Origin of the sequence: Lysinibacillus sp. YS11 (assembly GCF_002896375.1) — a bacterium.
In the GTDB taxonomy this organism is placed as follows: Bacteria; Bacillota; Bacilli; order Bacillales_A; family Planococcaceae; genus Lysinibacillus; species Lysinibacillus capsici.
This window is the reverse complement of the sequence record NZ_CP026007.1, coordinates 1,625,255-1,650,514: the sequence shown is the minus strand read 5'-3', so window position 1 is coordinate 1,650,514 and position 25,260 is coordinate 1,625,255. Positions and strand designations below refer to the sequence as shown.

At 37.6% G+C, this 25,260-nt stretch carries 29 protein-coding genes, 1 pseudogene and 1 riboswitch; of the genes and pseudogenes, 11 read left to right on the top strand and 19 right to left on the bottom strand.

Annotation, left to right across the window (positions count from 1 at the left end; all coding sequences use genetic code 11):
- Positions 1–88: 88 nt before the first annotated feature.
- Positions 89–574: a flavin reductase family protein gene (locus LBYS11_RS07835; RefSeq protein ID WP_048390098.1), complete on the top strand. Its 486-nt coding sequence runs from the start codon at positions 89–91 to the stop codon at positions 572–574.
- Between the two features lie 90 nt (positions 575–664).
- Here LBYS11_RS07835 and LBYS11_RS07830 read toward each other — a convergent pair whose 3' ends face one another.
- From LBYS11_RS07830 to LBYS11_RS07810, 5 genes are all read right to left on the bottom strand, one after another.
- Positions 665–856 carry a YezD family protein gene (locus LBYS11_RS07830; RefSeq protein ID WP_036218773.1) on the bottom strand — a complete coding sequence of 64 codons (192 nt, stop codon included), beginning with the start codon at positions 854–856 and terminating at the stop codon, positions 665–667.
- A gap of 34 nt (positions 857–890) precedes the next feature.
- Positions 891–986, bottom strand: a riboswitch (SAM riboswitch).
- A 170-nt stretch (positions 987–1,156) separates the two neighbouring features.
- Complete coding sequence (locus tag LBYS11_RS07825; RefSeq protein ID WP_103117787.1) at positions 1,157–2,251, bottom strand: DUF418 domain-containing protein; 1,095 nt, start codon at positions 2,249–2,251, stop codon at positions 1,157–1,159.
- Positions 2,235–2,837: a TetR/AcrR family transcriptional regulator gene (locus tag LBYS11_RS07820; RefSeq protein ID WP_066037708.1), complete on the bottom strand. Its 603-nt coding sequence runs from the start codon at positions 2,835–2,837 to the stop codon at positions 2,235–2,237. Before LBYS11_RS07820 ends, LBYS11_RS07825 begins: the two co-directional genes overlap by 17 nt.
- Before the next feature lie 103 nt (positions 2,838–2,940).
- Positions 2,941–3,615, bottom strand: a complete 675-nt coding sequence (locus LBYS11_RS07815; protein ID WP_103117786.1) for a phosphopantothenoylcysteine decarboxylase domain-containing protein — start codon at positions 3,613–3,615, stop codon at positions 2,941–2,943.
- A 71-nt stretch (positions 3,616–3,686) separates the two neighbouring features.
- A complete protein-coding gene (locus LBYS11_RS07810; RefSeq protein ID WP_048390089.1) occupies positions 3,687–4,568 on the bottom strand; it encodes a LysR family transcriptional regulator in 882 nt (293 codons plus the stop codon).
- A gap of 133 nt (positions 4,569–4,701) precedes the next feature.
- Between LBYS11_RS07810 and LBYS11_RS07805 the strand changes: the two genes are divergently transcribed.
- On the top strand, positions 4,702–5,601 hold the full coding sequence (locus LBYS11_RS07805) for a DMT family transporter (protein WP_004269389.1): 900 nt from the start codon (positions 4,702–4,704) through the stop codon (positions 5,599–5,601).
- Between the two features lie 134 nt (positions 5,602–5,735).
- The gene (locus LBYS11_RS07800; RefSeq protein WP_048390086.1) at positions 5,736–6,092 is read left to right on the top strand and encodes a hypothetical protein; all 357 of its coding nucleotides are present in this window, start codon (positions 5,736–5,738) and stop codon (positions 6,090–6,092) included.
- Positions 6,093–6,207: 115 nt separating this feature from the next.
- On the opposite strand, the gene LBYS11_RS07795 is transcribed toward LBYS11_RS07800, so the two are convergent.
- Together LBYS11_RS07795 and LBYS11_RS07790 are read right to left on the bottom strand one after the other, a co-directional pair.
- A complete protein-coding gene (locus LBYS11_RS07795; RefSeq protein WP_048390084.1) occupies positions 6,208–6,645 on the bottom strand; it encodes a general stress protein in 438 nt (145 codons plus the stop codon).
- Positions 6,646–6,835: 190 nt separating this feature from the next.
- Complete coding sequence (locus LBYS11_RS07790; RefSeq protein WP_054550810.1) at positions 6,836–7,276, bottom strand: Dps family protein; 441 nt, start codon at positions 7,274–7,276, stop codon at positions 6,836–6,838.
- Positions 7,277–7,493: 217 nt separating this feature from the next.
- Here LBYS11_RS07790 and pepF point away from each other — a divergent pair, with 217 nt between their 5' ends.
- Together pepF and LBYS11_RS07780 are read left to right on the top strand one after the other, a co-directional pair.
- Positions 7,494–9,308: an oligoendopeptidase F gene (pepF, locus tag LBYS11_RS07785; protein ID WP_103117785.1), complete on the top strand. Its 1,815-nt coding sequence runs from the start codon at positions 7,494–7,496 to the stop codon at positions 9,306–9,308.
- Between the two features lie 226 nt (positions 9,309–9,534).
- Positions 9,535–10,518: an SEC-C domain-containing protein gene (locus tag LBYS11_RS07780; RefSeq protein ID WP_004269384.1), complete on the top strand. Its 984-nt coding sequence runs from the start codon at positions 9,535–9,537 to the stop codon at positions 10,516–10,518.
- A gap of 66 nt (positions 10,519–10,584) precedes the next feature.
- On the opposite strand, the gene LBYS11_RS07775 is transcribed toward LBYS11_RS07780, so the two are convergent.
- A complete protein-coding gene (locus tag LBYS11_RS07775) occupies positions 10,585–10,776 on the bottom strand; it encodes a zinc-finger domain-containing protein (protein WP_004269383.1) in 192 nt (63 codons plus the stop codon).
- Between the two features lie 187 nt (positions 10,777–10,963).
- On the opposite strand from LBYS11_RS07775, the gene LBYS11_RS07770 reads away from it, so the two are divergent.
- The 4 genes from LBYS11_RS07770 (at position 10,964) to LBYS11_RS07755 (ending at position 13,867) form a co-directional block, all read left to right on the top strand.
- Complete coding sequence (locus LBYS11_RS07770; RefSeq protein WP_066037704.1) at positions 10,964–11,356, top strand: ribonuclease HI family protein; 393 nt, start codon at positions 10,964–10,966, stop codon at positions 11,354–11,356.
- A 231-nt stretch (positions 11,357–11,587) separates the two neighbouring features.
- Positions 11,588–12,385 carry an amino acid ABC transporter substrate-binding protein gene (locus LBYS11_RS07765; RefSeq protein WP_054550807.1) on the top strand — a complete coding sequence of 266 codons (798 nt, stop codon included), beginning with the start codon at positions 11,588–11,590 and terminating at the stop codon, positions 12,383–12,385.
- A gap of 67 nt (positions 12,386–12,452) precedes the next feature.
- Entirely contained in the window at positions 12,453–13,109 is a 657-nt protein-coding gene (locus LBYS11_RS07760; protein WP_004269380.1) for an amino acid ABC transporter permease, read from the top strand.
- 11 nt (positions 13,110–13,120) lie between these two features.
- Complete coding sequence (locus tag LBYS11_RS07755) at positions 13,121–13,867, top strand: amino acid ABC transporter ATP-binding protein (RefSeq protein WP_103117784.1); 747 nt, start codon at positions 13,121–13,123, stop codon at positions 13,865–13,867.
- 94 nt (positions 13,868–13,961) lie between these two features.
- Here LBYS11_RS07755 and LBYS11_RS07750 read toward each other — a convergent pair whose 3' ends face one another.
- The 5 genes and pseudogenes from LBYS11_RS07750 to LBYS11_RS07730 all read right to left on the bottom strand — a co-directional run bounded on the left by LBYS11_RS07750 (position 13,962) and on the right by LBYS11_RS07730 (position 19,656).
- Entirely contained in the window at positions 13,962–16,022 is a 2,061-nt protein-coding gene (locus LBYS11_RS07750) for a HAMP domain-containing sensor histidine kinase (RefSeq protein ID WP_103117783.1), read from the bottom strand.
- Positions 16,000–16,695: a response regulator transcription factor gene (locus LBYS11_RS07745; RefSeq protein ID WP_048390068.1), complete on the bottom strand. Its 696-nt coding sequence runs from the start codon at positions 16,693–16,695 to the stop codon at positions 16,000–16,002. The genes LBYS11_RS07750 and LBYS11_RS07745 overlap by 23 nt, the downstream gene beginning before the upstream one ends.
- Before the next feature lie 253 nt (positions 16,696–16,948).
- Positions 16,949–17,566: pseudogene (locus tag LBYS11_RS07740) on the bottom strand (NUDIX hydrolase).
- Positions 17,567–18,061: 495 nt separating this feature from the next.
- Positions 18,062–19,258 (bottom strand): MFS transporter, encoded by a 1,197-nt coding sequence (locus LBYS11_RS07735; protein ID WP_103117782.1) that lies wholly within the window; start codon positions 19,256–19,258, stop codon positions 18,062–18,064.
- On the bottom strand, positions 19,258–19,656 hold the full coding sequence (locus LBYS11_RS07730) for a MarR family winged helix-turn-helix transcriptional regulator (protein ID WP_004269373.1): 399 nt from the start codon (positions 19,654–19,656) through the stop codon (positions 19,258–19,260). Before LBYS11_RS07730 ends, LBYS11_RS07735 begins: the two co-directional genes overlap by 1 nt.
- Positions 19,657–19,823: 167 nt before the next feature.
- On the opposite strand from LBYS11_RS07730, the gene LBYS11_RS07725 reads away from it, so the two are divergent.
- On the top strand, positions 19,824–20,378 hold the full coding sequence (locus LBYS11_RS07725) for a DJ-1/PfpI family protein (protein WP_103117781.1): 555 nt from the start codon (positions 19,824–19,826) through the stop codon (positions 20,376–20,378).
- A gap of 35 nt (positions 20,379–20,413) precedes the next feature.
- On the opposite strand, the gene LBYS11_RS07720 is transcribed toward LBYS11_RS07725, so the two are convergent.
- From LBYS11_RS07720 to LBYS11_RS07700, 5 genes are all read right to left on the bottom strand, one after another.
- Positions 20,414–20,743 (bottom strand): DUF3889 domain-containing protein, encoded by a 330-nt coding sequence (locus LBYS11_RS07720; RefSeq protein ID WP_103117780.1) that lies wholly within the window; start codon positions 20,741–20,743, stop codon positions 20,414–20,416.
- Between the two features lie 56 nt (positions 20,744–20,799).
- Positions 20,800–20,931 carry a hypothetical protein gene (locus LBYS11_RS23940; protein ID WP_255409656.1) on the bottom strand — a complete coding sequence of 44 codons (132 nt, stop codon included), beginning with the start codon at positions 20,929–20,931 and terminating at the stop codon, positions 20,800–20,802.
- A gap of 14 nt (positions 20,932–20,945) precedes the next feature.
- Positions 20,946–21,170 (bottom strand): hypothetical protein, encoded by a 225-nt coding sequence (locus LBYS11_RS07715; protein WP_004269369.1) that lies wholly within the window; start codon positions 21,168–21,170, stop codon positions 20,946–20,948.
- Between the two features lie 125 nt (positions 21,171–21,295).
- Positions 21,296–22,132, bottom strand: coding sequence for a type II pantothenate kinase (gene coaW / locus LBYS11_RS07710; protein ID WP_036076313.1), 837 nt, complete (start codon positions 22,130–22,132; stop codon positions 21,296–21,298).
- A gap of 636 nt (positions 22,133–22,768) precedes the next feature.
- Positions 22,769–23,503 carry an SDR family NAD(P)-dependent oxidoreductase gene (locus LBYS11_RS07700; protein WP_004269367.1) on the bottom strand — a complete coding sequence of 245 codons (735 nt, stop codon included), beginning with the start codon at positions 23,501–23,503 and terminating at the stop codon, positions 22,769–22,771.
- A gap of 214 nt (positions 23,504–23,717) precedes the next feature.
- On the opposite strand from LBYS11_RS07700, the gene LBYS11_RS07695 reads away from it, so the two are divergent.
- A complete protein-coding gene (locus LBYS11_RS07695) occupies positions 23,718–24,539 on the top strand; it encodes a squalene/phytoene synthase family protein (RefSeq protein WP_082148098.1) in 822 nt (273 codons plus the stop codon).
- A 41-nt stretch (positions 24,540–24,580) separates the two neighbouring features.
- On the opposite strand, the gene LBYS11_RS07690 is transcribed toward LBYS11_RS07695, so the two are convergent.
- Positions 24,581–25,069, bottom strand: coding sequence for a metal-dependent hydrolase (locus LBYS11_RS07690; protein ID WP_048390054.1), 489 nt, complete (start codon positions 25,067–25,069; stop codon positions 24,581–24,583).
- Positions 25,070–25,260 lie beyond the last annotated feature (191 nt).

The following is a 25,260-nucleotide window of genomic DNA, read 5'->3' as shown; positions in this document are numbered from 1 at the left end:
TCAAGAAAAGGAGTTACTAGTAGGATATGAAAAAAAGTTTCGTTTACCTACAAACTCCGTTCACTAATTTCATAAAGAGGTGATTTGAATGACAGATTTAGTAGCTGCTTTTAAATTGGCATTAGGTAATTATCCTACAGGCGTAACAGTTGTCACGACATGTCATGACACAAAACCGATTGGCTTAACCGTCAATTCCTTTGCATCTGTTTCAATCGACCCGCTCCTTATTTTGTGGTCACTCGATAAAAAATCTCAGCTCCATCCTTATTTCACGACTGCGCCAAATTTTGCGGTCAATATTTTAGCGAGTGATCAAGAGCATTTATGTACACTATTTGCCAGTAAAATCCCTGATCGCTTTGCACAAGCAAAATGGTCAACTTCCTCTTTAGGACTACCGATTTTACATGATACAGCAGCTAATTTACAATGTAAAACATTTCAGCAAATCGATGCTGGCGACCATACCATTTTTATTGGGCAGGTCGTAGACATTACAAATGCTCAAAAAGAGCCTTTGCTTTATCATCGCCGTCATATCGGTCCCATACCAAAAAGCTTTTATAGCTAGCCTTTACACAAAAAAAGGGCCACTTGTAAGCACAGGAAATCCTTCATGCTTATAGGTGGCCGTTTGACATAAGTTCTACTGAAATCATTGTTATTTTTTCTGCGGAAATCTCTGCTTTTCAAGCCTATTAATTTGCACAATCACACCATCTTGAATCGTAATATGCACTTCACCAAATTCAAGATTTTGAATCGCCTTCGCAATTGCCTCTAGTTTCTTATCATCTACTTTTACTGACTGAGCCATACGATACACCCCTTCTTTTTTATCCTTATTGTTCATAAAGAGGCCAACGCATCAAACTGATTGATAGCCCCTCCTATCTCTCAGACACCATCTGTTGGATTTGGCACCTGTTGTTCGGTTGCCGAGGCTTCATTGGGCCAAGTCCCTCCACCTCTCTTGATAAGAGTACTGCGTTTCTTGAAAATAATTCTATAATTCTGCTATAGGAATGTCAATACAAAATATTAGAAAACCTAGTTGAATACTATGCAATATGTCGTTTAGATTAAAAGACTCCCTAAACCTAAAGTATTTTATGCCTAGTCAGTGAGAAATAGATGGCAATCCATTAATTTATTACAAGCTCCATTTCCTCATCATGAATTCAAGTGGGCCTCGATGATGTTTAGTCCTCCACCATACAGAAACAACGACACATCCCAAAAAATAACAGCAGGCATACAGCATGGAAAAAGCAAGTGTTTGGTTCTCCAGCTTTTGGCAAATAATTAGTATTCCAATGCCTATAACAACATGGCCAACATAATGCGTTAAAGACATTTGTCCTGTTAATATGAAAGACTGAATAACTTTATTTTTACATGTCTCTACAAGATAGATGGAGCCAACAATGATGACAATAGCCGAAGCCGAATTAGATAGGACATACATCATATTCGGGGGAATCGGTCCTGTATCAAATAAATACAATGCACTCTCTACATCTAATAAATGAATGGTTGTCATCTTAATGAATAACGTTGAACAAGTCTCAGTCATGATGACTAACAATAAACCTATCACCAGTAATTTTTTTCTTAATGTATGATTTGTTAAATCTAATGTGCCCATTACCATACCTATCAGAAAGAAGCAAATCCAGGGGAATAGTGGATGATAGCCATTAAACATCAAATTTCTTATAAATCCTGCTGGTGTCCAAAAATCAAGATACTCTAGTAGCACATATGTTGGATGCCAACCAGCAAGGTAACTAAATTGAATTTGAAGCCATTGTGAAAGGATAAGGATGGCACCGATTATGAAGATCATCATTTTCTTGGATTGGGCAATCAACCAAGCAGCAACAAACATATACACGCCATAATAATGTAAGATATCTCCTGTCCAGCCGATTGCATATAATATTATCCCTATCGTAAATAACAAAAGCGCCCTCTTCCACAAAGTAAGTCGATTTTGACGAAGAAGGATTGGGTCCTTACTCTCTCTAGCCTGACGAGTCATTAAGGCTGTCCCTATTCCTGCTAGCATGACAAATACGGCCGAAGCACGTCCCTCGAAAAGATGTTGGAAGGCAATTAACCATGTTGAACCATTCGTTGTAGAACCTGTTATGACGCCAAAATTGACAATGAACATGCCAAGCATGGCGAGAGCTCTTGCAAAATCAAGACCTTCAATGCGCCGATCATCATTTCTTTTTGTCATCTTTGCCCCCTTGGATAACGCTATGTACAGCCTCCTTCCAAATAGCCCTATAGTTCAATTGGTTGCCTGTTAACATGAAATTACCGATATTATCATAGACGAGGGCTAGCATCTGTGCCTTCGCTTCTATATGTGGAGTATCCTCTAGCACGCCTAGCTGTACGCCATATCGTAGGATAGCAACAAAGCTCGTTAAAAAGCTGGTTTCTAGCTCTACTAATTGTCTTTTATAGTTTTCATCGCGGGCCGCTAATAGTACATATTGATTAAATATTTTATTAAAATAAGGGTCCTTGTCCTGTGCCTCAATAGATTTATAGCCTAGCTTAAGTAATTCCTCCTTAAAATTAGCAGAAGAAAGCTCTTTATAATCCACAGCGACATCATGTTGAATTTCTTTATACAATTCATCAAATATGAAAGCGATTAATTGATCTTTTGATTGAAAATAATAGTAAATGGCTGGTTTTGAAATACCGACCTCTGTAGCAATCATTGCTAAGCTTGTTTTTTCAAATCCATTTTCCGCAAACATCCCATAAGCAATTTCTATAATTTTGTGAAAAGTTTGTTCTTTATTTCCCATTATTACCCTCCTTTTTTTACCGACCGTTAAGTAAATATTATAGGATGCTAACCTTTTAGACAAGAAAAAACTGTGTAGAAATATTTCTCTACACAGTTCACATTTATTGATTTTGTAAATACATCATTAAAGCTTCTGCTGTTTTTTGCTTGCCCATTACTTTAAGAGGCTGTCCATCGGCAGGTACAATCCAATGAGGTTCATCCCCCCCATATAAAGACTGAGAGCTATTTGCTACCATAAATTGTGCATTGGCTGTTTCCATACGCCGTCTGGCACGAGCTAACAAGAATTCCTCATCATTCGTTGCTTCGAGCTTAAAGCCTACTAACGTTACATTCGGTTGCCATCCCTTAATTTGACCTAATACTTTTGGTGCTTTTTTAAAATGAATAATAGGTGGTTCGTCAGAAGGCATTTTCCCCGTTTCCTCCATTAAATTACCTGATTGATCATATACTTTGTCAATGACCCAATCAGAGCCCGCAGCCGCCATAATAACGATATCGACATGTTGTTGTTGAACTGCATGACGTACCTTTTGTCCTAAATCCTCTATGCCTTCAAATTGTATCAATGTCATATCATTTTGGTTTTCTGGGAGCTGTGCAAAGTAACCATGCATGTATACTACGTTAGCGCCAGCAGCCAGCGCCGCCTCTGCTAAATAACACCCCATTGTGCCTTTTGATAAATTCGTATGACCTCGTACACGATCCCATTTTTCAAGTGTTCCCCCACTTGTAATGAGTACGGTTTTGCCCTGTAATGTCCCCATACACTCACCTATTTTCTGAAATATATACAAATACTATTTTAACGTAATGTAAGGATAGGCTTCAATAGCCACTATTTTAGGGAGCTGTTTTGTTCTTTTAGCCAAGCACTTAATATCTCTGCAAATTTCTTTGTGACGGGCGAAGCATGGTGTTTCATGGCAATACCAATCGTTCGGTAGCCACCTTGCTTTAATGGAATCGCCCTCAATGTTGGCGGTAAATTTTGAATAACCAACTGAGGTAAAATACTGATCCCTAAATGATGAGAAATCATGGAAAGAATCCCTACCTCCTCGGAAAGCTCAAAGCGGATATTCGGCTTAACATGATATTGCTCTAATAGCACCTTGACATCATTTGTCCCTTTATAGGAAGTCATAATAAATGGCATATCCTCTAAATCTACGATATCAATTTCTGTCTTATCAAACAATGGACTTTTATCCGAAACAATACATAATAATGGGTCTTGTTGGAGCTCAGTGAACTGATATTGCTCTGACTTTTGACCATTCAAAAATCCTGCTTCTACTTCACCACTTAAAAGCCATTGTTCAATTTCATAGTAATCTCCCTCTCGTAACTCCACCTGTATCCCTGGAAATTGATTATCCATAATCCGAACAATTTCTGGCATCCAATTTGAAGAAATACTCGATATCACACCAATTCGAACCTTACCTCGTGTCACGCCATGAATGTGAGCTGCTTCCTGTTGCAATAATTCCTGAGCATCCAAAACCTGACGCATTGCCCTTAGCATTGTTTGTCCCTCACTCGTTAATGTCACACCCACACGACTTCGATGAATGAGCGCAAAGCCAAACTCTTTTTCTAAACTCGACACGGCATGACTCACAGCAGATTGTGTTAACCCTAGCGCATCAGCTGCTTTTGTAAAGCTTGCCACCTCTGCCACCTTTGTTAAAATCTCATATTTCACTAAGCTCATCCGCAATCCCTCTATATACATGAATTTTTTTAATCCTATTCATTATAAACATTCGTTTTACTAATCACAACACAAGATATATAGTAATTTTTAGTATAAAACTGTTTTAGTACACAGATGGTAGGTGAACATAATGAGTATCCAAGGAAAAGCAAATGTATTGATGGTTATTGTCACAATGTTTTGGGGGCTCTCTTATACCTTTATGGTCATGGGGCTAGAAACGTTGGCAGTTTATAATGTGGTGGCATTACGTTGTATCATCGCATTTTTCGTAGCAGGACTTATTTTTTACAAACGGATGATCAAAGTAAATGGTAAAACATTAAAATATGCGGCTATTCAAGGATTTTTATTATTCATTGTGTTCGCGTTAAGTTTATTTGGTTTACAATCTACTTCTGTTTCAAATGCTGGCTTCATCTTGAGCCTAACGGTCGTGTTAGTGCCGATTTTCAGCAGCTTTATTGAAAAAAAATTACCTTCTCGAGCAGTTAGCTTTGCAATCATTTGTACCATGATTGGTATTACCGTCTTAACAGCACACGGCTCATTCACATTCCATAAAGGTGATTTATTAGTAGCAATTGCTGCGTTATGTTATTCAATTTATTTACTTTTAAATAGCTCATTCACACGAAATGTAGAGTCCATTTCATACGGAATTTATCAGCTTGGCTTTGCTGGTATTTATGCACTTGTGTTAACCTTTCTATTCGAAACACCAACAATGCCAAATTCAGCAATATCCTGGATTGCTATTTTAGGGCTTGGCATCATCTGTAGTGCGTTTTGCTTTGTTGGTCAAACTGTTGCACAACAGTATACTTCTGCTACACATACAGGTCTTATATTCTCCTTAGAACCAATTTTTGCCGCTATGTTTGCCATGATGTTTATCGGAGAAGGCATAACAATGAAATTAATGATTGGTGGCAGCTTCATTCTTATAGGGAATTTAGTAGCACAATTAGAGCATTTCCATGTATTACGTTTTATGAAAAAGGATGCACAGGAAAAAGTCATACAATAATATAGTGCATATGAATAAAAGAGGAAGCTGAGAGTTATTTCTCAAGCTTCCTTTTACTATGTATTGAATTTATAGCACGATTACATGTAAAATAGTATAATTTTTACAGGTACGAAAATAAAGGAGATTCATACATGCAAATTCAAACCTTACATACGTCATATTATTTACCAACCAAGGATAATCAACCAATTCATACACAAAACCTACTGGATTTAATGAGACATGTCGGTGGCCGTGAAGAGGAAGACGAAAAAAAGAACAAATCGAAAATTGAGGTCAGATACGAAAATGGCTATGTACGTCAATACCTTGTCAAACCAACAGGACAAAGGGTTCTCCTAATGGAAACCAAACAAAGCCTTGATATTAGAGAATCTACTAATTTACAAGACCTGCTTTCGCAACCTTTTAAAAAGAAAACAAGTGATCCTATTCTTTCAATACTAAATGCGAAAAATAACATTTCTAAATATAAAGATGGCATTTAAAAAATAGCCCTTCTTTTCAAGACATGCTAGATAAAATAATAGACAAAGTCGAAACAATCGACTTTGTCTATATTCAAACTAGCGAGAAATAGTCATATCTCGTTAGTTTGATTCATTATAAAAATCTTCTATATTGCTCTGCCTCTGCCATACGCTGCTGATTTCTTAAACGCTCCTCTTGCTCTTCAGCAGTCTCTGGATATGTTTGGAGTGTATCGACATCATCCTCATGTTCTGCATATAAGACAATACTTCCCTGTTCTACAAGATGCGCATAGTAAGCGATTTGTCCCTCTGACAGATTAAATCGTTTTAAACCCTCTGTAACGGCTGAGTCGCCTGTAAACCAAGATTTAAATTGATCTACCCAATTTCCAGCCTCATGCGTTTGCACATCGGCATCCCATTTTACATCCTCAAACTGTTGGGGATCTCTCGCAATAATATGAATATCGTCTTGGTGATAACCTTCCATTCGCATATTCTCTAAAATGTGAAGCATTTCATCCCTTGTATGGGCCACCTCAATTTTTGGATTTTGTTCATTCATCATGTTCAATTCCTCCTATGTTGTATGGCTTACTAGGTAATTACCCGCACTACACACAAACAAACCCAATTTACTAAACTGTAATAATTGTTAAATTGCCTTAAACTACGTTGCTGATTTGACATAATAAGTTCAGGGCAGAAAAAAAGCATGCTGGAGAGAATTTCTTCTTCAGCATGCAAATTGTCAATTTTTACTTGTCAAGAAAGGCCTTTAACATCCATGTATGCTTTTCAAGAGACTGATACATGGCATTGAGTAAATCCTCTGTACGGTCGTCTCCTTCTTCTGCGGCTAGCTCCATTGTAGAATTTAAAGCTTTCATCAGCTTTTGGAAATCTGAGATTGTCGTTGCAACCATGTCCTCTGTCGTTTCTTCACCTGTTGCTTCATCTACATAGGATAGCTCTAGATGCTCTTTTAATGTTGCCACTGGCTTGCCATCCTTTGATAAAATACGCTCTGCTATTTCATCTAAATTCAATGTTGTTTCATTATATAGCTCTTCAAATTTTGCATGCAGTGTAAAGAAGGCTGGACCTGTGACATACCAATGATAATTGTGTAGCTTTGTATAAAGCACAGACCACGTCGCCACTAGCTTATTTAATTGTTTGTTTAAGTTTTGTGTCATAATCAATTTCTCCTCCAATATGTCTTGTTCTAGCCATTAGTATGAGTAATAAAAGATGTTGGCTATACACTCATTGTTCCCGACCGACAATATTTCAAACATCCTTCATGAGAAACGATTTAGAGTAAGAATATTTCAACTATTCTATGAAATTATTTCACTTTCCGAAATAGTTTCGTTATAATGAAATCACTTATATGTAAAGGGGTGTCCATAAATGAAAGTTTTACCATTACGAAAAGATGTTGCAGTAGAGGAAACTTGGGATTTAACAGATTTATTGAGCAATGAGGCTGATTTTGAACCTACCTTAGCACAATTAGTGGAAGATGCACTTAGCTTCGAGCAACAATACAAAGGTACGATTACAAATGCACAAAAAGTAATCGACGTGTTAACAGCCTTTGAAGAGCTACAAAAAAAGTTTGTTCCGATTGGCACATATGCAAGCTTAAATCTTGAGACAGATCGCACAAATGATGTAGCACAAATGCGTGCGGCAAAGTTTGGTACAGCTATAGGAAAAGTCAGCAGTGCACTATCCTTCGTGCGCAGCGAGTTACTGGCATTGGATGAAGCTGTTTTACAAGAAGCAGCGACATTAAGCCCTCTTTACAAACGATATCTAGAGGAATTATTAAAACGAAAACCACACCAGCTCCATCCTGAAGTGGAAAAAGCGCTGGCAGCCTTCAGTGCCACATTTGACGCGCCATATAAAACGTACAATACGACAAAATTAGTGGACATGGATTTTGGCGAATTTGAAGCCAATGGCGAAAAGCATCCTCTTAGCTTTGTGCTGTACGAAAATGACTGGGAGTTTGAAGCAAATACAGATGTACGCCGTGCTGCCTTTCAAGCTTTTTCAAGCAAGCTACGCGATTACCAGCATACAACGGCACAAGTATATAACACACATATTCAACAAGAAAAAACAATGGCTGACCTAAGAGGCTTTAATTCTGTCATTGATTATTTATTATTTGATCAAGATGTCGATCGTTCGCTCTATAATCGTCAAATTGATTTAATTACAAAAGAGCTTGCCCCGCATATGCGTCGCTATGCAACGTTAATTCAAAAAGCCAACGGAATCGACCAAATGACATTTGCAGATTTAAAAATTGCGCTGGATCCTGAGTATGATCCAAGATTATCAATGGCTGAGGCAAAAGAATATGTTGAAAAGGCATTAGCCGTTATGGGTGAAGACTATAATCAATTAATGGAGAGAGCCTTTAATGAACGCTGGATTGACTATGCGCCAAACAAAGGAAAATCTACAGGGGCATTTTGTTCAAGTCCGTATGGAAGCCATCCTTATATTTTAATGTCTTGGAATGAACAAATGAATGAAGTCTTTACACTTATTCATGAGCTTGGTCATGCTGGACATTTTGCAAATACGTATGAACATCAATCTTATCTTAATAGTCGACCATCTCTATACTTTATTGAAGCGCCATCGACAATGAATGAAATGCTGTTAGCGAATTATTTACTAACACATAATGAAGATCTGCGCTTTAAACGTTGGGTAATTTCCAATATTGTAGCGAAAACATATTATCATAACTTTGTTACACATTTACTAGAAGCTGCCTATCAACGCAAAGTATATGAATTAATTGATGCTGGAGAAGCAGTTAATGCAACCATCCTCAATCAATTAAAACGTTCCGTGTTGGAAGATTTCTGGGGCGATACAGTCGCTATTTCTGAAGGTGCTGAACTCACATGGATGCGTCAGCCGCACTATTATATGGGCCTTTATCCATACACATATAGTGCAGGGTTAACCATCTCCACACAAGTGTCTCAACGTATTTTAAAAGAGGGCGCTCCAGCTGTTGAAGATTGGCTAGCAGTTCTTCGGGCTGGCGGTACAAAATCACCAGTGGAGTTAGCGCAAATGGCTGGTGTTGATATTACGACTGACCAACCACTTCGTGATACAATTGCTTACATTGGCCATTTAATTGATGAGCTTCAACGTCTAACAGTGGAAATCGAAGCGGTTCAGCAATAATTTAACTAGAAAACGGTCCTGCCTATTCAAGGTATTGATCGTTTTCTTTTTTAGTTCTAAGTATAAAAATACGTACATATACTAGAATCAGGGCGTCCCTCTATATTTTTTAGATATTTCAAAATAGACAATCATTTTTCTTCATACAAAAGTACCGTTATTATTAAGAGTACGCAAATTATTTAGCAATATACGATTAACAATGATTAAAGGAAGTGTTCTAATTATGGTAAAACGTAATGATCCATGCCCATGCGGTAGCGGCAAAAAATATAAAAAATGTTGTGAAGGCAAACAACAAGTAACAGTGGAAGCAGTACAAATCGAAGAATTAGAGCGTGTGCTACAAACATTTTACTTAGAATATCCAGAACGTAAAGATGTTCGTGCCTATATTGAGCATGTGGGCACATGGCAGCCTAAATTAGAGAGCGTTTTACAGCGAGAGCTTATTGAAGCCATCGCTTTAGACGACTTTTTCTTCCATCAAGAGCCATCTATTTGGAAAAATTATTTGAAGAAAACGAAGAAAAAAGCGGTAAGACCTTCTACAGTCAAAGTACTTGAAGATTGGTCTCAGCCTACTTTATTTATTGGTACGGTGTCTGTTGTTGAGGAAAAATATTTCAAGGCTAATCATATACTTACAAATGATGAACTTTATATTCGACGTGAAAATAACAAACCGATTCCTGAAGGTATGCATGTATTTGCCTTCATTTTACCAGATGGCACGAAGAAATCGGCTCATTATTTAGCTGTGTCTACACTGATTTTCTTCCCAGAGGATCATGCGAAGGTCTTTGAAGAATTTAAGAAGCGCTTTGAGGCTTCAGAGAAGAAGGTTGGCTCCTTCTTAAAAGAAGAGCACCTAGCATTTTGGGAGTTATTAGTATCAAATGGCTATAAAGGTGAGGAATTTTCAAACTTTGAGAGCAATGTCCTGACACAAGTAAAAGACTTCCTAGAGCAAAATGAGCGTGAAACAGCACCGATGCTTGAGCTTTTAGAAGACTATTTAATTGAAGGTCAACCGACTGCGCGTAAAGAAGCGGCCATTGCAGCTGGTGCTATTCGTTACGGTCAGGAAAAGGAGCTGTTTGAGTCCCTTTCTATGACGGTAAAAGAAATCGCTGCGACATTCGATATTTCGGCTTCCTCTCTTACAAAGTATTACCAAGATCTAAGCAGCTATGCTGAAACGAAATAATCTTGACAATTAAAGAAGCTACATGTACTAGCGTTTTGCTAATACATGTAGCTTTTTCTCATGTGTTTATTTGCTATAAACTTTTAAAAGTTCTTCCCCTAGGAACTGTAGCTTTTCTCCAACTGAACAGGCTTCAATGCAGAAACGATGAGCCCCTGGTTTACCACGTTCTTTACGTAATTGCTTAATCACTAAGCAATCCGAACAATACGTATCATGCAGTTCATCAATATCCTTCATAACCGTCACTTTATCCATGTTGAACTCTCGCTCCTTTCACGTCCAAAATTCACTTCCTACTATTATGAAGCGTTCAATTTCAACAAGCAACTATTTTGTTTACTTCCAACGTATTTTTTTCAAACACGAATTGCCCCACAAGGATGCTTTGCCCATAGCCTTGTTGTACAATTATAGAGAAGTCAAAACGCAAAGTAGGGATGATATGTTAGAGGTTTATATAGATGCTGCCAGTGCAGGAAATCCCGGGCCAAGTGGTATAGGAATATTTATTAAAGGTGAAGGTCACCAGATCCAAATCAGCGAGTATATTGGGGAAACAAACAACCATATTGCTGAGTTTTCAGCATTGGTTCGTGGTCTTGAAGAAGCACAAAAGCTAGGCTCCCCTCTTGTCTCGGTGCGTTCAGATTCCAAAATCGTTGTTGCTTCTATGGAAAAAGAATATGTGAAAAATGAGGAATTTAAACCTTATTTAGAAAAAGCTTTAGCGCTTGCTACTAGCTTTGATTTATTCTTTATCAAATGGGTGCCCGACTCACAAAATAAAGCGGCTGATGCCTTGGCACGAAAAGCAATCCAAAGCAAAAATGGCTAGCTCATTTCACAGGACTGTTCTATTGGAGCAGTCCCTTTTTCTTTTCCCTATTCTTCAGTTACTTACTTTCCCCCAATTTCATAATTTTATGATATTCAAAAAAATGCTAGATAACGCTGCTCATTTTCTGATTAATCGAAAACGATATTGACATTGTTAGAGTACGATGTTATCCTTTAACACATTAGTAGTTTAGCAAACGAAAGCGTTAGATTATAGGGGGAAACTAAAATGAAACGTGTATTGACTTTATTTATGATGCTGACAGCTGTCATCGTTTTAGCAGCATGCGGTACTTCAAAAGAAAAGACAGCAGAAAAAGACGAAACAGCAGCAGATCAAGAAAAAATTATTATTGGAATTGACGATAAATTTGCACCAATGGGCTTCCGCGATGATAAAAATGACATCGTTGGATTCGATATTGATTTAGCTCGCGCTGCAGCAGAGCATATGGGCGTTGAAGCAGAATTCCAGCCAATCGATTGGAAAACAAAAGAGGCTGAATTATTAAGTGGACGTATTGATTTAATATGGAACGGTTATACCATTACAGATGAACGTAAGGAAAAAGTTTTATTTACAAAGCCTTATCTTGAAAACTCTCAAGTTGTAATAACAAAGGCAGATTCAAAGATTACGAAGCTAAGTGATTTAGCTGGACAAGAAGTAGGTATTCAATCCCTTTCTTCTGCAGCCGATGCATTAAACGGTAATCCAATTCACAAAGAAGTGAAAAAAATTACAGAATTTGCGGATAATGTTTTAGCATTATCAGACTTAAAAACAGGCCGTGTTGATGCTGTGGTAATCGATGCTGTAGTTGCAGAATATTACATGACACAAGAGCCTGACACATTCAAATTATTAGAGGAATCACTCGCACCTGAGCAATACGGTATTGGTGTGAAACCAGGAAATGAAGCCTTATTAGAAAAACTACAAGCCGCGTTAGACAAAATGAATGAAGACGGTACTGCGGCTGACATTTCAACAAAATGGTTCGGTGAAGATAAAGTATTAAAATAATGACAGGATACATCAACTGTAAGAGTTTCCTTAGCGGAACTCTTACTCTTTTTGGAGGGACATCGTTATGGCGGATTACTGGCAAACTATGATATTACCGATGCTAGAAGGGGCAAAAATGACAGTTTTACTGTTCTTCATTGCCATTCTGGTATCGATTCCATTTGGCTTTTTACTAACACTCGCCGTAAAAAGTCGGATAAAACCACTCGCTTGGCTTGCACATACGTATATTTATATCATGCGTGGTACACCACTATTACTACAATTATTATTAATTTGCTTTGGTCTACCTATGCTGCCAGTAATCGGTGAATATTTAGTATTGGATCGTTTTGTGGCCGCTTGTCTTGGCTTTATTTTAAATTATGCTGCCTACTTTGCAGAAATATTCCGTGGTGGTCTTCTTGCCATCGATAAAGGACAATATGAGGCAGCCCAGGTACTCGGCTTATCCAAATGGCAAACGACGACACGTGTTATTTTGCCACAAATGTTTCGTGTCGCCTTACCCGCTTTATCAAATGAATCCGTTACACTAATTAAGGATACAGCCCTACTTTATGCAGTTGCTGTTCCAGAATTACTACATTTTGCGCAAACAGCTGTCAATCGTGACTTCACAATTACACCGTTCTTTATTGCTGGTGCAATTTACTTAGTCATGACCCTTGTCTTGACGGTGTTCTTTAAATGGCTAGAAAAACGCTTTAAATTCGAATAGAGGTGACACATATGGCATTAATGGAAGTAACAAATTTGAAGAAATCTTTCGATCAGGTGGAGGTTCTGAAACAAATTACATTTTCAGTAGAGAAGAATGATGTCATTGCAGTTATCGGTCCCTCTGGATCTGGGAAAAGTACAATGCTTCGAAGCTTAATACATTTAGAAGAAATCGATGGTGGCAGTATTGTAGTAGATGGCGATTATTTAGTGCAAGATGGTCGATATACAAAGCCACAAGACATCAAAGCAATCACAGCTAAAATGGGGATGGTCTTTCAACACTTTAACCTGTTCCCCCATTTAACCGTTCAGCAAAACCTTGAAATGGCACCGAGCTTATTAAAAACAGAATCGACAGAAGCCATGACAAAACGCTGTCAAGATTTACTACAAAAAATTGGTCTTTCCGACAAGGCCAAGGCTTTTCCAGCTAATCTTTCTGGCGGCCAAAAACAGCGGGTAGCAATTGCACGTGCCCTTATGATGAATCCTCAAATTTTATTATTTGATGAGCCTACCTCTGCCTTAGATCCTGAGCTGACAGGCGAAGTATTAAAGGTTATGAAAAGCCTAGCAGAGGATCAGATGACGATGATTGTGGTAACACACGAAATGGGCTTTGCACGAGAGGTAGCAAATAAGGTCGTCTTTATGGATGGTGGTCAAATTATCGAATCCGATCATCCAGACAACTTCTTTACAAACCCTCAAAACGACCGTACAAAGGCATTTTTACAAAAGAATTTTAACTAAGTTAAGGGAGAGTTGGCTTATGCCGCTCTCTTTTTTATCTTCTTTACGTACACAAAAGGAATAGGACTCGCATGTATCCTATTCCTTTATTACATTATTCATTTGGAAATTTCGGTAGGTAAATCATGACCTTAAATAAATCACCATCTACTTGAACTAAGAATTTGCCATTCTGGATGTGAATAAGGCTTTCAGCAATCGACAACCCTAATCCGCTACCTTGACTTGATCTTGATTCGTCACCTCGTTTAAAGCGTTCCATTAACTCATCAACTGAAATATTTAATTCATATGCTGAAATATTTTTAAATGTCACAAGTATTTCATTCCCTACGTCTTCAACACCAATATATACCCTTGATGTAGGCAGTGCGTATTTAAAAATATTCGAGAATAAGTTTTCGATGGAACGCCATAGGAGTTTACCATCAGCCTTCACATACACTTTTTCTGTTGGATGGGCTAACTTAAAATCTAATGACGAGGCTTCAATTTTTTCATCCATTTCTCCAATTCCTTGCGTTAGTAATGAGACGATATCAATCCGTTCTAACTGAACAGGTATACTACCACTTGATGCTTTAGCCGCTTCAAATAAATCATCCGTTAAAAGCTTGAGTCTTTTCGATTTTTGATCTAACACATCTACATATTCTTCAATCATTTTAGGATCGTTTTCTAATTTCAATAAATCAACATACGTAATAATTGACGTTAAAGGCGTTCTAATATCATGCGAAACATTCGTAATAAGTTCTGTTTTTAAACGCTCACTCTTGATTTCACTATCCACTGCCTTTTTTAACCCATCTGTAATACGGTTAATATTTTCTGCAAGTTGATTAAACTCCCCTTTTCCGTCAACTTCAATTCGATGATGAAGATCTCCATTTTTAATTTGCTCTACGCCCTCTTTAATGCGGTTAAACGACTTCACCTTTCTCATTGCCAACCAGGCAGCAATCCCCATCGTAATAGGAAACATGAAAAACGTAGCTGCCACTACTAATGGATAGCCAATAATTAGCAGCACAATTTTGACGCCTGTACTGCCACTGTCAAAAACATGTTTCAGCAAAATAAATAGCTTTTTGAAAAGTTGATAGAGGAGTGTATGCTGAAATAACGTTCTATTTTTAATATGCTTTACGAGTGATAAAATCAATAGTAAGCCAATGATAAAAATAGGCACGGTGAAGAACATGTACATATCACGGAAGACTTCAACAATCATGGCGATCCACATCGCTGTTAAGCAACCGATAAGCACAATATTAAGATCATTATAAAGTTTATCTATGGCATGGAAATGAATTTCTTCTTTATCAAATGGCGTTCTTCCAATAACTATGATTAAATACACAAAACATAAAATAAACCCTGCTAGAAATACTATCCATTCATTCAGAAAACCTTGGGCAGCCGCTTTATCTTTTTCCCATTCCGATATTTTTTGCTGTAGGTAAGAATCTTTAAAGGCCACATAAATAACATCTGTTTGTGGGTTCAACATGTTAACTTCGTGTGTAAAGTAATCCAAGTATTGACTTTCTTTCACTTCATTTGGGTAAAGCTTTTGTTGATAATCTTCAAATAACATATAGGCATCAAAGGATTCAAATTGCTCTTTCTTCGTGAGATCACTATTGGAGAACTTATGTTCACCGTCACTCGCATAAAACACAATTCCTTCATAGGCTTCGAGCGAACTGCGTAATTGATAAAAATTTCTTACCTGTTCTGTCATACTTTCTTCTTTTGTTCTAGCAATGTCTTTTGCATATTTTTCCTGATAGATGTGCTTATTTTCCTCTTCACTCAAATTAGGATTATATCTGTAAGAATTGCGAAAATCATAATATAATTCCTCTTCGATTCTTCTATTATCCTCTTCTGTTAGTGTCTTCCCACTTAAAATATATTCTTCACTTTTGTATTTTCCGATTAATTGCGCTAAAGGAGCAATAATGCTGTAACTTTCATCTGCGAATGCTCGACTTTCAAAATAGTTATCTTGATTTATACTACTAAGATGAATCTCATTAAATTCCATGTTAATCATTACTCTCGCTATACCAGTTAAACAAGCGACAGCAATTAGAAACACAACTACTTTCGTAATAAGTGCATGACTAATACTTCTCAACTTTCTCAACCTTATACCCAACTCCCCATACAACTTTTAAATACTTCGGCTCTTTTGGATTAATTTCAATTTTTTCTCGAATCTTTCGAATATGAACCGAAACCGTATTTTCAGGATTAATAGCCCTGACATTCCATACCTTTTCATAAATTTCTTCAATCGTGAATACTCTTCCAGCATTGGCTGTGAGAAGCTTTAAGATTTTATATTGCACTGGTGTCAAATGAACCTCTTGTTTATCAACAGTAATGATTTTCTGTTCATCATCAATCACAAGACCACCCGTTTGAAATACAGCACTACTCCTCTCAAGACTTCCAAAGGTCGTATACCTTCTGAGCTGCGATTTCACTCTAGCCACAAGTTCTAATGGATTAAACGGCTTGGCCATATAATCATCTGCTCCGATATTTAATCCCAGTATTTTATCATAATCCTCTGATTTAGCAGAAAGCATAATTAACGGAATCATATTATCTTGCCGAATCTTCATCGTCGCCGTAATCCCATCCATTTTGGGCATCATAATATCCATAATAATAAGATGAATAATGTGATCTCGAATAAGATCGATTGCCTCTATCCCATTGTAAGCTTTGAATACTTGATAGCCCTCATTTTCTAAATAAATGCTAATCGCCCTAACAATTTCTTTATCATCATCACAAATCAAAATGTTCAACTACATTCACTCCTCCACCGCTTTAGGTTCATGTCAATCACCCCTATAGGATTCGTATAAGGATATAATACTAATTAAATCTTAACAAACTCAGACATCAATTCTTAAGATTTTCTTAGTGTTTTCCTTTATGCACACTTTATGTCAAATACAAATTCGAAAAAATCGAAGAATACATAAAAAATGGAGAGCTGGTTTGAGCGGCTCTCCTTTAATCGTCAAATATACAATTCATATTATTCAGCTTGAGATTTCAATCAAAATAGGTAGGTAAATGTAGATTATTTAAATGACCAAAAGCTAATTTTACTTGTGATTCGGTATTTCTAGCCATTGATAGAGAGGGCGTTCATTTTCAGCTAAGAACGCAACAGCGTTAGTTTCCATGCCTTCTTCTGCACGTCCTCCAATGATTTCACATTGGATAAACATTTTATAGACATGGTAGAGAGATGGTGGCTGAGGGTGGCACTTCTTATCAAATACACTTATGAGTTTGATTGCTTTTACATCAAATCCCGATTCTTCTTTCGTTTCTTTGATGGCTACTTCACTAGGTGTAAAGCCGATGTCGCCCCAGCCACCTGGTAATGACCAATCACCATCCATTTTTTCTTTAACCATTAATATTTTATTGTCCCTAAAAACCACCGCCCGAATATCTATTTTGGGGGTCGCATAACCCGTCTCATTAGCAAATAAATCACGTATAACTGTCTTATCGATATCTGTATGGTGTGCTATAATGTCAACGCTTATTTCTCTTAATGATTCAAACCCTTTCCAAGTCATAAATATCCTTCGAATAAGTTAGTCCTGCCTGTGCAATTGATTGTGGCTGTTTTGCCCACTCAAGCCATTTAGGTTCCATATATTTTGTTTCCCAAAAATCATTGTAGTCAATGACAATTAAATTTACATTATTTGAAAAAAACCGTTTATCCATGTTATAATTCTTAGTGAAGATGTATATAAGTAAATAAGACCATTGGTGCTGGAACACCAATGGTCCTAGTAACAAGATGAATCGCTTCAAAGGCGATTTGCAAAGTGATGAAAGTAAACCATCTCACATGCTGGCGAGGCAGGGGCGGTTTACTTTTTTTGTGTAAAAGTAAATGACAATGCAAGTACAGAAACAATAAGTGTTGAAAGACTTATCGCAACCATTATTGCTTCAAAAATAGTCAAAGGCATCAACTCCTTTCTCTTCCATAAGTTGAATGAGATAGGTTAATATTGTGCCAACCGCCCATGAAACCTCTATCTAGTTACTCTCTTATTATACCATATTTTGGTCTAAAACGGCCACGCTACATGATTGCCTATAATCATAAAAACAGTTGGGACAGGCCCAACTGTTTTACTATATATTCACTATTTTTTTCGGTTTCATCTTTGCAAGTCGTAATAGATAAATAATAAAGACAACCCCTAGTAAGCCTGCACCTGACAAGTAAACTGAAGCATAGCCTGCCTGCACGGCTACCATTCCTAAAATATAAGAACCTAGTGCGATTCCAAGGTCAAACATCGTAAAATAGGTTGCTGTAGCATAACCACTTCGCTGGATGGCTGTGGATTGAACGGCTAATGCTTGCAAGCTTGTCGTCACAGCACCATAGCCGAAACCTACAAAAATTGCAGCACTCAAAAATAATACGGGCCCCTCTACAAAAGCGAGCATAACGAGCCCGATGGCGAAGGAGATAATGCCGGGAATAATAACAAATTGTGGTCCCTTCGTATCATAAAGTTTACCTGTGTACGGACGCGTAATTAACATGGATGCAGCAAACACCGCATAAAAAAGACTGGCCACAGCCATTAAATCCTTTTGCTGTGCATAAACCGATAAAAAGGATAAAACACTGGCATACGAAAAGGCTACTAAACTAGCAATCGCAGCAACAGGTAACGCTTTTCGCTCAAACAAATCATCAAATTTAAAGGTTAGTTTTCCTTCATGTGCAGGTTTCGGTAAATCATCAGTATTGACCGTTAACGCTAGAATTCCTCCTGCTAGAATACAGATACTCATAACGATGAACAATACGTTAAAGGTACTATATTGTATTAATAATAGTCCGATAAATGGACCAATAACGACAGCTAGATTTGTAGACATCGTGAAATAGCCAAGGCCTGCTCCTTTTCGTTTAGCTGGAACGATATCAGCTGCTAAAGATCCTGCAGCTGTTGTAATAATACTAAAGAAAATCCCTTGTATAAAACGTAGACCAAGTAAAAGGCCGAATGGATGAATAAATAAATATAAGACGGTACATATAAAATAGCCCACGATTGAGAGGACTAACAGTTTTTTCTTACCAAATACATCCAACAGTTTTCCTGAAAACGGGCGTACAATAATAGCTGACAATAAAAAGCCAGACAATAGAAGCCCTGCCTCCTTATCTGTCTGATGTAGCTCCCCTATTGCATAAAGCGGCAAAGTCGTTACAAGTCCATAAAATACAAAAAAAACTGAGATATTCGTTAAAAATAGACTAATGAAACGCTTCGTCCATATTTGTGTATTCTCTTCTTGCTGCATGTCCATCAACCTTTCATTTTTTCCAATAGCTTCAGAAATTGCTCTTGTTCTTCAGCAGTTAAAGAACCTACCATTTCCTCCTCAAACGCTCGAATAGTCGCTGTAATGGCTGGTAGGCGCTCCTCTGCTTGTGTGGATAAAGTCACTATCTTTTCTCGTTTATCCTCACCATCTAATCGTTGTACCCAGCCCAATGCCTCAAGCCTTGTAATCGCTCTGGTGATACTTGGCGCTTCCACATTTAAATATTTCCAAATTTGCGTCAATGTCATCGGTCCATTTTTATGTAAGCAATATAAAATGGTCCACTGAGAACTATATAAATGATGCTGTTTCAGCACTTCATTTAAGCAATTAGTTAAATAGCGATTTTTTTGGAATAAAGCATGGAAAATTGGATTCATCACTATCAACCTCCTAAAATTATTTACCTAGCTAAATAAATACTATACGCTTCATTTTTTTCTTTGTAAAGGAAGTAATTTGCCAAGATGGCTTGACCAGCAGCAGGAAATTTTTTGCATGTGTCGAATAAAAGTTAATAAACTTACAATGTAAAGGAGATGGAATCATGGGGAAAAAAGTTTTAATACTTGCAGGAGATGCCGTAGAGGCTTTAGAGATTTTTTATCCTTATTATCGTTGTCTTGAGGCAGGCTATGATGTCACAATTGCAGCACCATCAGCTAAGAAATTACAAACTGTACTACACGACTTTGTAGATGGCGTCGATACATACATCGAGCGACCTGCCTATGGTTTAGAGGCACATGCTTCTTTTGCTGATGTTGATCCAACCCATTTTGATGGATTGATTATTCCTGGTGGTCGTGCGCCCGAATACATTCGTTTAAATGAGCATGTGCCACCACTCGTATCCCACTTTTTCGAAACGAATAAACCGATTGCAGCCGTTTGTCATGCAGCACAAATTTTCGCAACGATTCCTGAAGTGCTAAAAGGACGTGAGTTGACAGCCTATATTGCTTGCAAGCCAGAGGTGCAAGTGGCTGGCGCTACTTATATTGATGCCAATCTTCATACAGATGGCAATTTAGTAAGTGGACATGCATGGCCTGATTTACCAGGCTTGATGCGTGCGTTTATTCAAAAGCTTGAAAATTAAATGAATGAGGATGCCTTTTCTGGGCATCCTTTTTTTCATGACGTGCTTTCTTGTAATTCAATTTTTTCTACCTTTTGTGTTGCACTTTGATAACTAATCCTTACATAGACACCAAATTCCTTATCGGGTTGCTTGAGCCAGAGCTTAAACTTTTCGATTGTTGACGCCCCATGTACTTCTCTACCCTCATGCAAATAATCGATAATTTTGGCTGAAGGATATTTTGCCTTTACCTCTTTGATGGCCATTTGTCCCCATTTGGCATAGGCTGGAGGTGTTTCTTGTTGTGCATTTGCGACCATTGCTGTTTGTATGAACACAGTAAGACAAACAAGCACAATCCCAAGTAAATATAACTTCCGCACTTGAATCACTCCTTTTAAAAAATAAGCGCTCCAAAAAGCTTTGGAGCAGCTTGTCTTTATTGCTTTGGCTGTTGAGGGTTATTATGAATGACTTGGTTAAACTCTGCTGAGTACTCTTCACGATCATTCCTTTTATGTGTATCTTCCTTCTTTTTCTTTTTAAAGCTTGTTTTTCTCTTCTTTGCCATGATTTGTACCTCCGTTATTTCGTTTTATTGGACTGCTGGTTTTTATCATGATTCGTTTTATTGTTTTTATTTTTAGCTTTTGCATCAAATTCTGCTGCGAATTCTTCGTTTAAGTTGTCATTCGGATTGTTGTTATTGCTATTACTTCGATCAAGATCCTTACTTTTGTAGGTACCAAATGGATTATGCGTTCGCATATTCATGGTTTTACTGTTATTTCGATTATTACGTTTCCCCACGTAACATCACCTCCTGCACATAATTTGTTCAAATTGAGGCGTTACTATGTAGGTCAGTTTCTTCGCTAATTGTAAAAAAATGAACATGACTAATATGTATTAGTCATGTTCATTCATATTTCGCCCTAGACAATTGTATATTCTGTGATGTTGAGCAATGCTCCGACAGCGCCTGAAAAACCATGATCGTTAATAAAGACAGGTGTATGCTTTTTCGTACGTGTATAATTTGCAATCACACGGGCAAGATGAGCATTATTGCTGAGAGTTGATCCAATATAGACAATATGCTGAGCCTTTTTTTCTTCCGCATATTGAATGCTAAGCGTGGTAATAACTTCACCTACTAGACCCTGAACAGTCGCTATAATATCCTCTGCAGGATGTTTCATGGACTGGGTAATGCCTACTTTCCCAAAATTACTTGCAGTTAAATGACCATCAATAGGTGTATCCATGCCCTGATAAATGTCCTTAACTAATAAATCAATGCTCTCACGATGGCCCTTGTCAGCCATTTCTCGTATTTCATTGTAATCTGTAATCCCTGTTGTAAGCGCTGACAATCCAATTAACGTCCCACCACCAACACCTGTCCCGCCAACGCGAATATGGGTATTGCCCTCCATGTAATGAATGGAAGTGCCTGTCCCGATATTGGTAATCATGCTACGCTCAAAAAAGTAGCCTTCTTTATTTAGTAAAAATCGGACACCCTTTAATGTTGCTTCAAATTCCACTATATAATGAATCGATTTCATTGTTTTAATGACATCAAGTAATTGCTCTGTACGTCCCCCCGTAACACCAATATCCTCAATATCTGGATGATCGATAATCCATTTTTTTACAGATTGCAGATCATTAGACGGAAAGGTTGTTAAAACAAGTTCATTGTGTTGATCTAAATAAGCAACCTTTGTCAATGTGCCGCCTGCATCAATACCTATAGCCTTTGGCATACAATTCTCCTTTGTTTTTATTACGCAACTTTGTCATATAATGATTGCAGTTTACGCGAAGATTAAGGCAACTATTAAAGTACATGCCCTCTTTGGTACGAAGGATTTTGCAAGGAGTTTTGTGTGCCAAAATCCTGACCAATTAATTTGTTCGTACAAAAGCTAAACGCTCAGTACAATCCCCCAAATTGTGTAATGACATTTTCGCCCTTTCTAAACTTTAACGCTGTTGAAATGATTGTGCAATAACTTCGTAAACTTTCATGAAAAAATCATGGAAAATATCAAATTTTTTCTATATGATAGCTGAATTTTAATGCATTTCTAAAGCTTTATTATCATTCTACTAAAAAAATAAAGCTTTGTTAAAGCATAATGCTGTTTTTGAAATTTAACGAATATTCTAAAGCGGAATATGAAGATTTATATAAACAGATTCCAGGAGAGCACTCATTAGTGCTTGAAATGAAGAGATTAGCTATGCACGATGCCTATCATATTAAGGCGCTTTGGGTGGTTCATGAAATAGTGATGGGAGAGTCCAAATCGGACGTTCCACTATTTAAATCTTGAAATGTAAAAAAAAGTGAAAATGCACTGCTTGAACAGGCACTTTCACTTTCCTAAAACGATTAATTAGCGTGCTGAATAGCCACCATCAATGACAAGCTCGGCACCTGTAATGTAAGAAGCTTCATCAGATGCTAAAAATAAAATAGCATTCGCTACTTCTTCTGGTTGACCAAGGCGACCCATTGGTGTTGCTCTTACTAACATATCCATTGCTTCTTTTGCTTCTGATAATTTAGCAGTCATTGGTGTTTCAATGACACCAGGGAATACTGTATTGACACGAACATTGAAAGCACCAAGCTCGGATGCCGCTGCACGAGCAATCGCACGTAAAGATCCTTTAGAGGCTGTATAGGCATTAAAGCCAGCGCCAATAATTGCAGTGTAAGAGGATGTATTAACGATAGAGCCTTTCCCAGCTTCTTTCATATAGTTAGAGGCATGTTTAATGCCCAGGAAAGGTCCAAAGGCATTGATATTATGCATGATTGACCAATCCGCTTGTGTAATTTGATCTGGCCCTTTTTCGGATGAAATACCAGCATTGTTAATTAAAATATCAATGCGACCATATTTCTCCACAATGGCTTTCGTCACTTCTGCCCAGTTTTCGTCAGAGGAAACATCTAATTTCATCCCCTCTACATGGTCAAGCTCAGAAATTTTTGCTAGGTTATCTTCATTAATATCAGCTGCAATTACCGTAGCACCCTCTTGGGCAAACAATTTCGCCATTGCTGCACCCATACCAGATGCGCCACCAGTAATCATCGCAATTTTGTTATCTAAACGTCCCATTTTTCTAAACTTCCTCTCTTCTGTAATGTGGTTTAACTTATACTTTCGTCCACAAAGAAAGTATAAACTTAAATAGTTTACTATTAAACTATATCACTTTTAGGAAACGTTTTCAAAGAATATCTCTCTAAATATGAACAATCTGTTTTATCTTTCCCTATTTTTACGATACGATATACTATAGATGTGGAACCATTTGAACGGAGGAATACAAGTGAACGAGCAAAAAAGACTTTACAAAGAAGCGATGCAGGTTTTGAAAGATACAAGCCGCACGTTTTATATACCTATTACATTTTTAAAAAATGATTTAAAGATATCAGTGGCTGCAGCCTATTTAGCAATGCGTGCTATTGATGAAATTGAAGACCATGAAGAACTTTCTAATGATGTAAAATTTGATTTACTGTCAGCTACGAGTGAATTACTAAAGGACAATTTCAATAACGAAGCCTATCAGTCATTACTTGCACCTTATGCAGAGCTATTACCTGAAGTATCCCTTCGTTTAGCAGATTGGCTGACATTTTGCCCTGAGGAATCCAGAAAAATTGTACAGGCTTCCACAAGTGAAATGGCTTTTGGGATGGCAAAATGGGCAAAGGCGAATTGGCAGGTCCGCACACGTGAGGATTTAGACGATTATACATACTACGTGGCTGGGCTTGTAGGGACGATGCTGTCTGAGCTTTGGGCATGGGGTGCAGGCGTTCAAACGGATCGCGAGCTAGCAATAGGCTATGGCCGTGGATTGCAGGCTGTCAACATCTTACGTAATCAGCATGAGGATTTAGATGAACGTGGTGTAAGTTTCGTACCAGAGGGATGGACACGCGAGGATTTATTTGCGTATGCAGAAGAAAATTTAGCCAAAGCAGATTTATATATGAAGGATATCAATAAACGTACTATTCTGCTATTCTGTCGCCTACCACTTGCCTTAGCGCACAAAACACTAAAGGCAATGCAAGAAGGACGAGAAAAAATGACTCGTGCTGAGGTAGAGCAAACTGTTGAAGAGGTACAGGCAGACTAACATGAAAAGCCCCAGTAAACGATTACTGGGGCTTTTCTTATTTATATCGCATCAATAAATCTTACAATTAATTCATAGCTGAAATAGATGGATAGCATCGATAACAACATCAGTACGATACCTTCTACCTTGCTACCAGTTTTCGTTGTAAGTGGAAAACGAATGGAGACAGTCGCAGGGAAAAATAGTTTAACCCCTTTTTTTGTACACATATCAAGTATGATATGACTAGCCATCCCGATAATTACTCCAATAGATATCGCTCGATAGGGAATTAACATATGTAATAAAACCATCATGCTTATTAAAAACAACAAACTATGTGTAAAGGAACGATGTCCAAATACTGTAGTCACTAGCTTCGCGATGAGGGGAAATGTTCGACCTATTTTACTACCTCTATGACAAATATCTGGAAGTAATGCACCAATAACCCCTGCACCAACTAAGACAAGTGGGTTATCATTTGAAAACTGAGCAAAGGCAAGACTTGCTGTAATGCCCCCAACGATATGGGTATTCCCTTGCATAAATTACTTCCACTCCTTTTCTCTTTTTTTTCCTTCTTAATGTAACATAATTCGACACAAAAGGGAACATACATTCCGAACGTACGCTCGAAACTTTTTCCACTCTGATTGTATAGCTAGTTAAATTATGGATAAACATAGTGATGGAGGTTAAATATGAGAGCCTATAAAGGAATACTTTTTATTTTCAT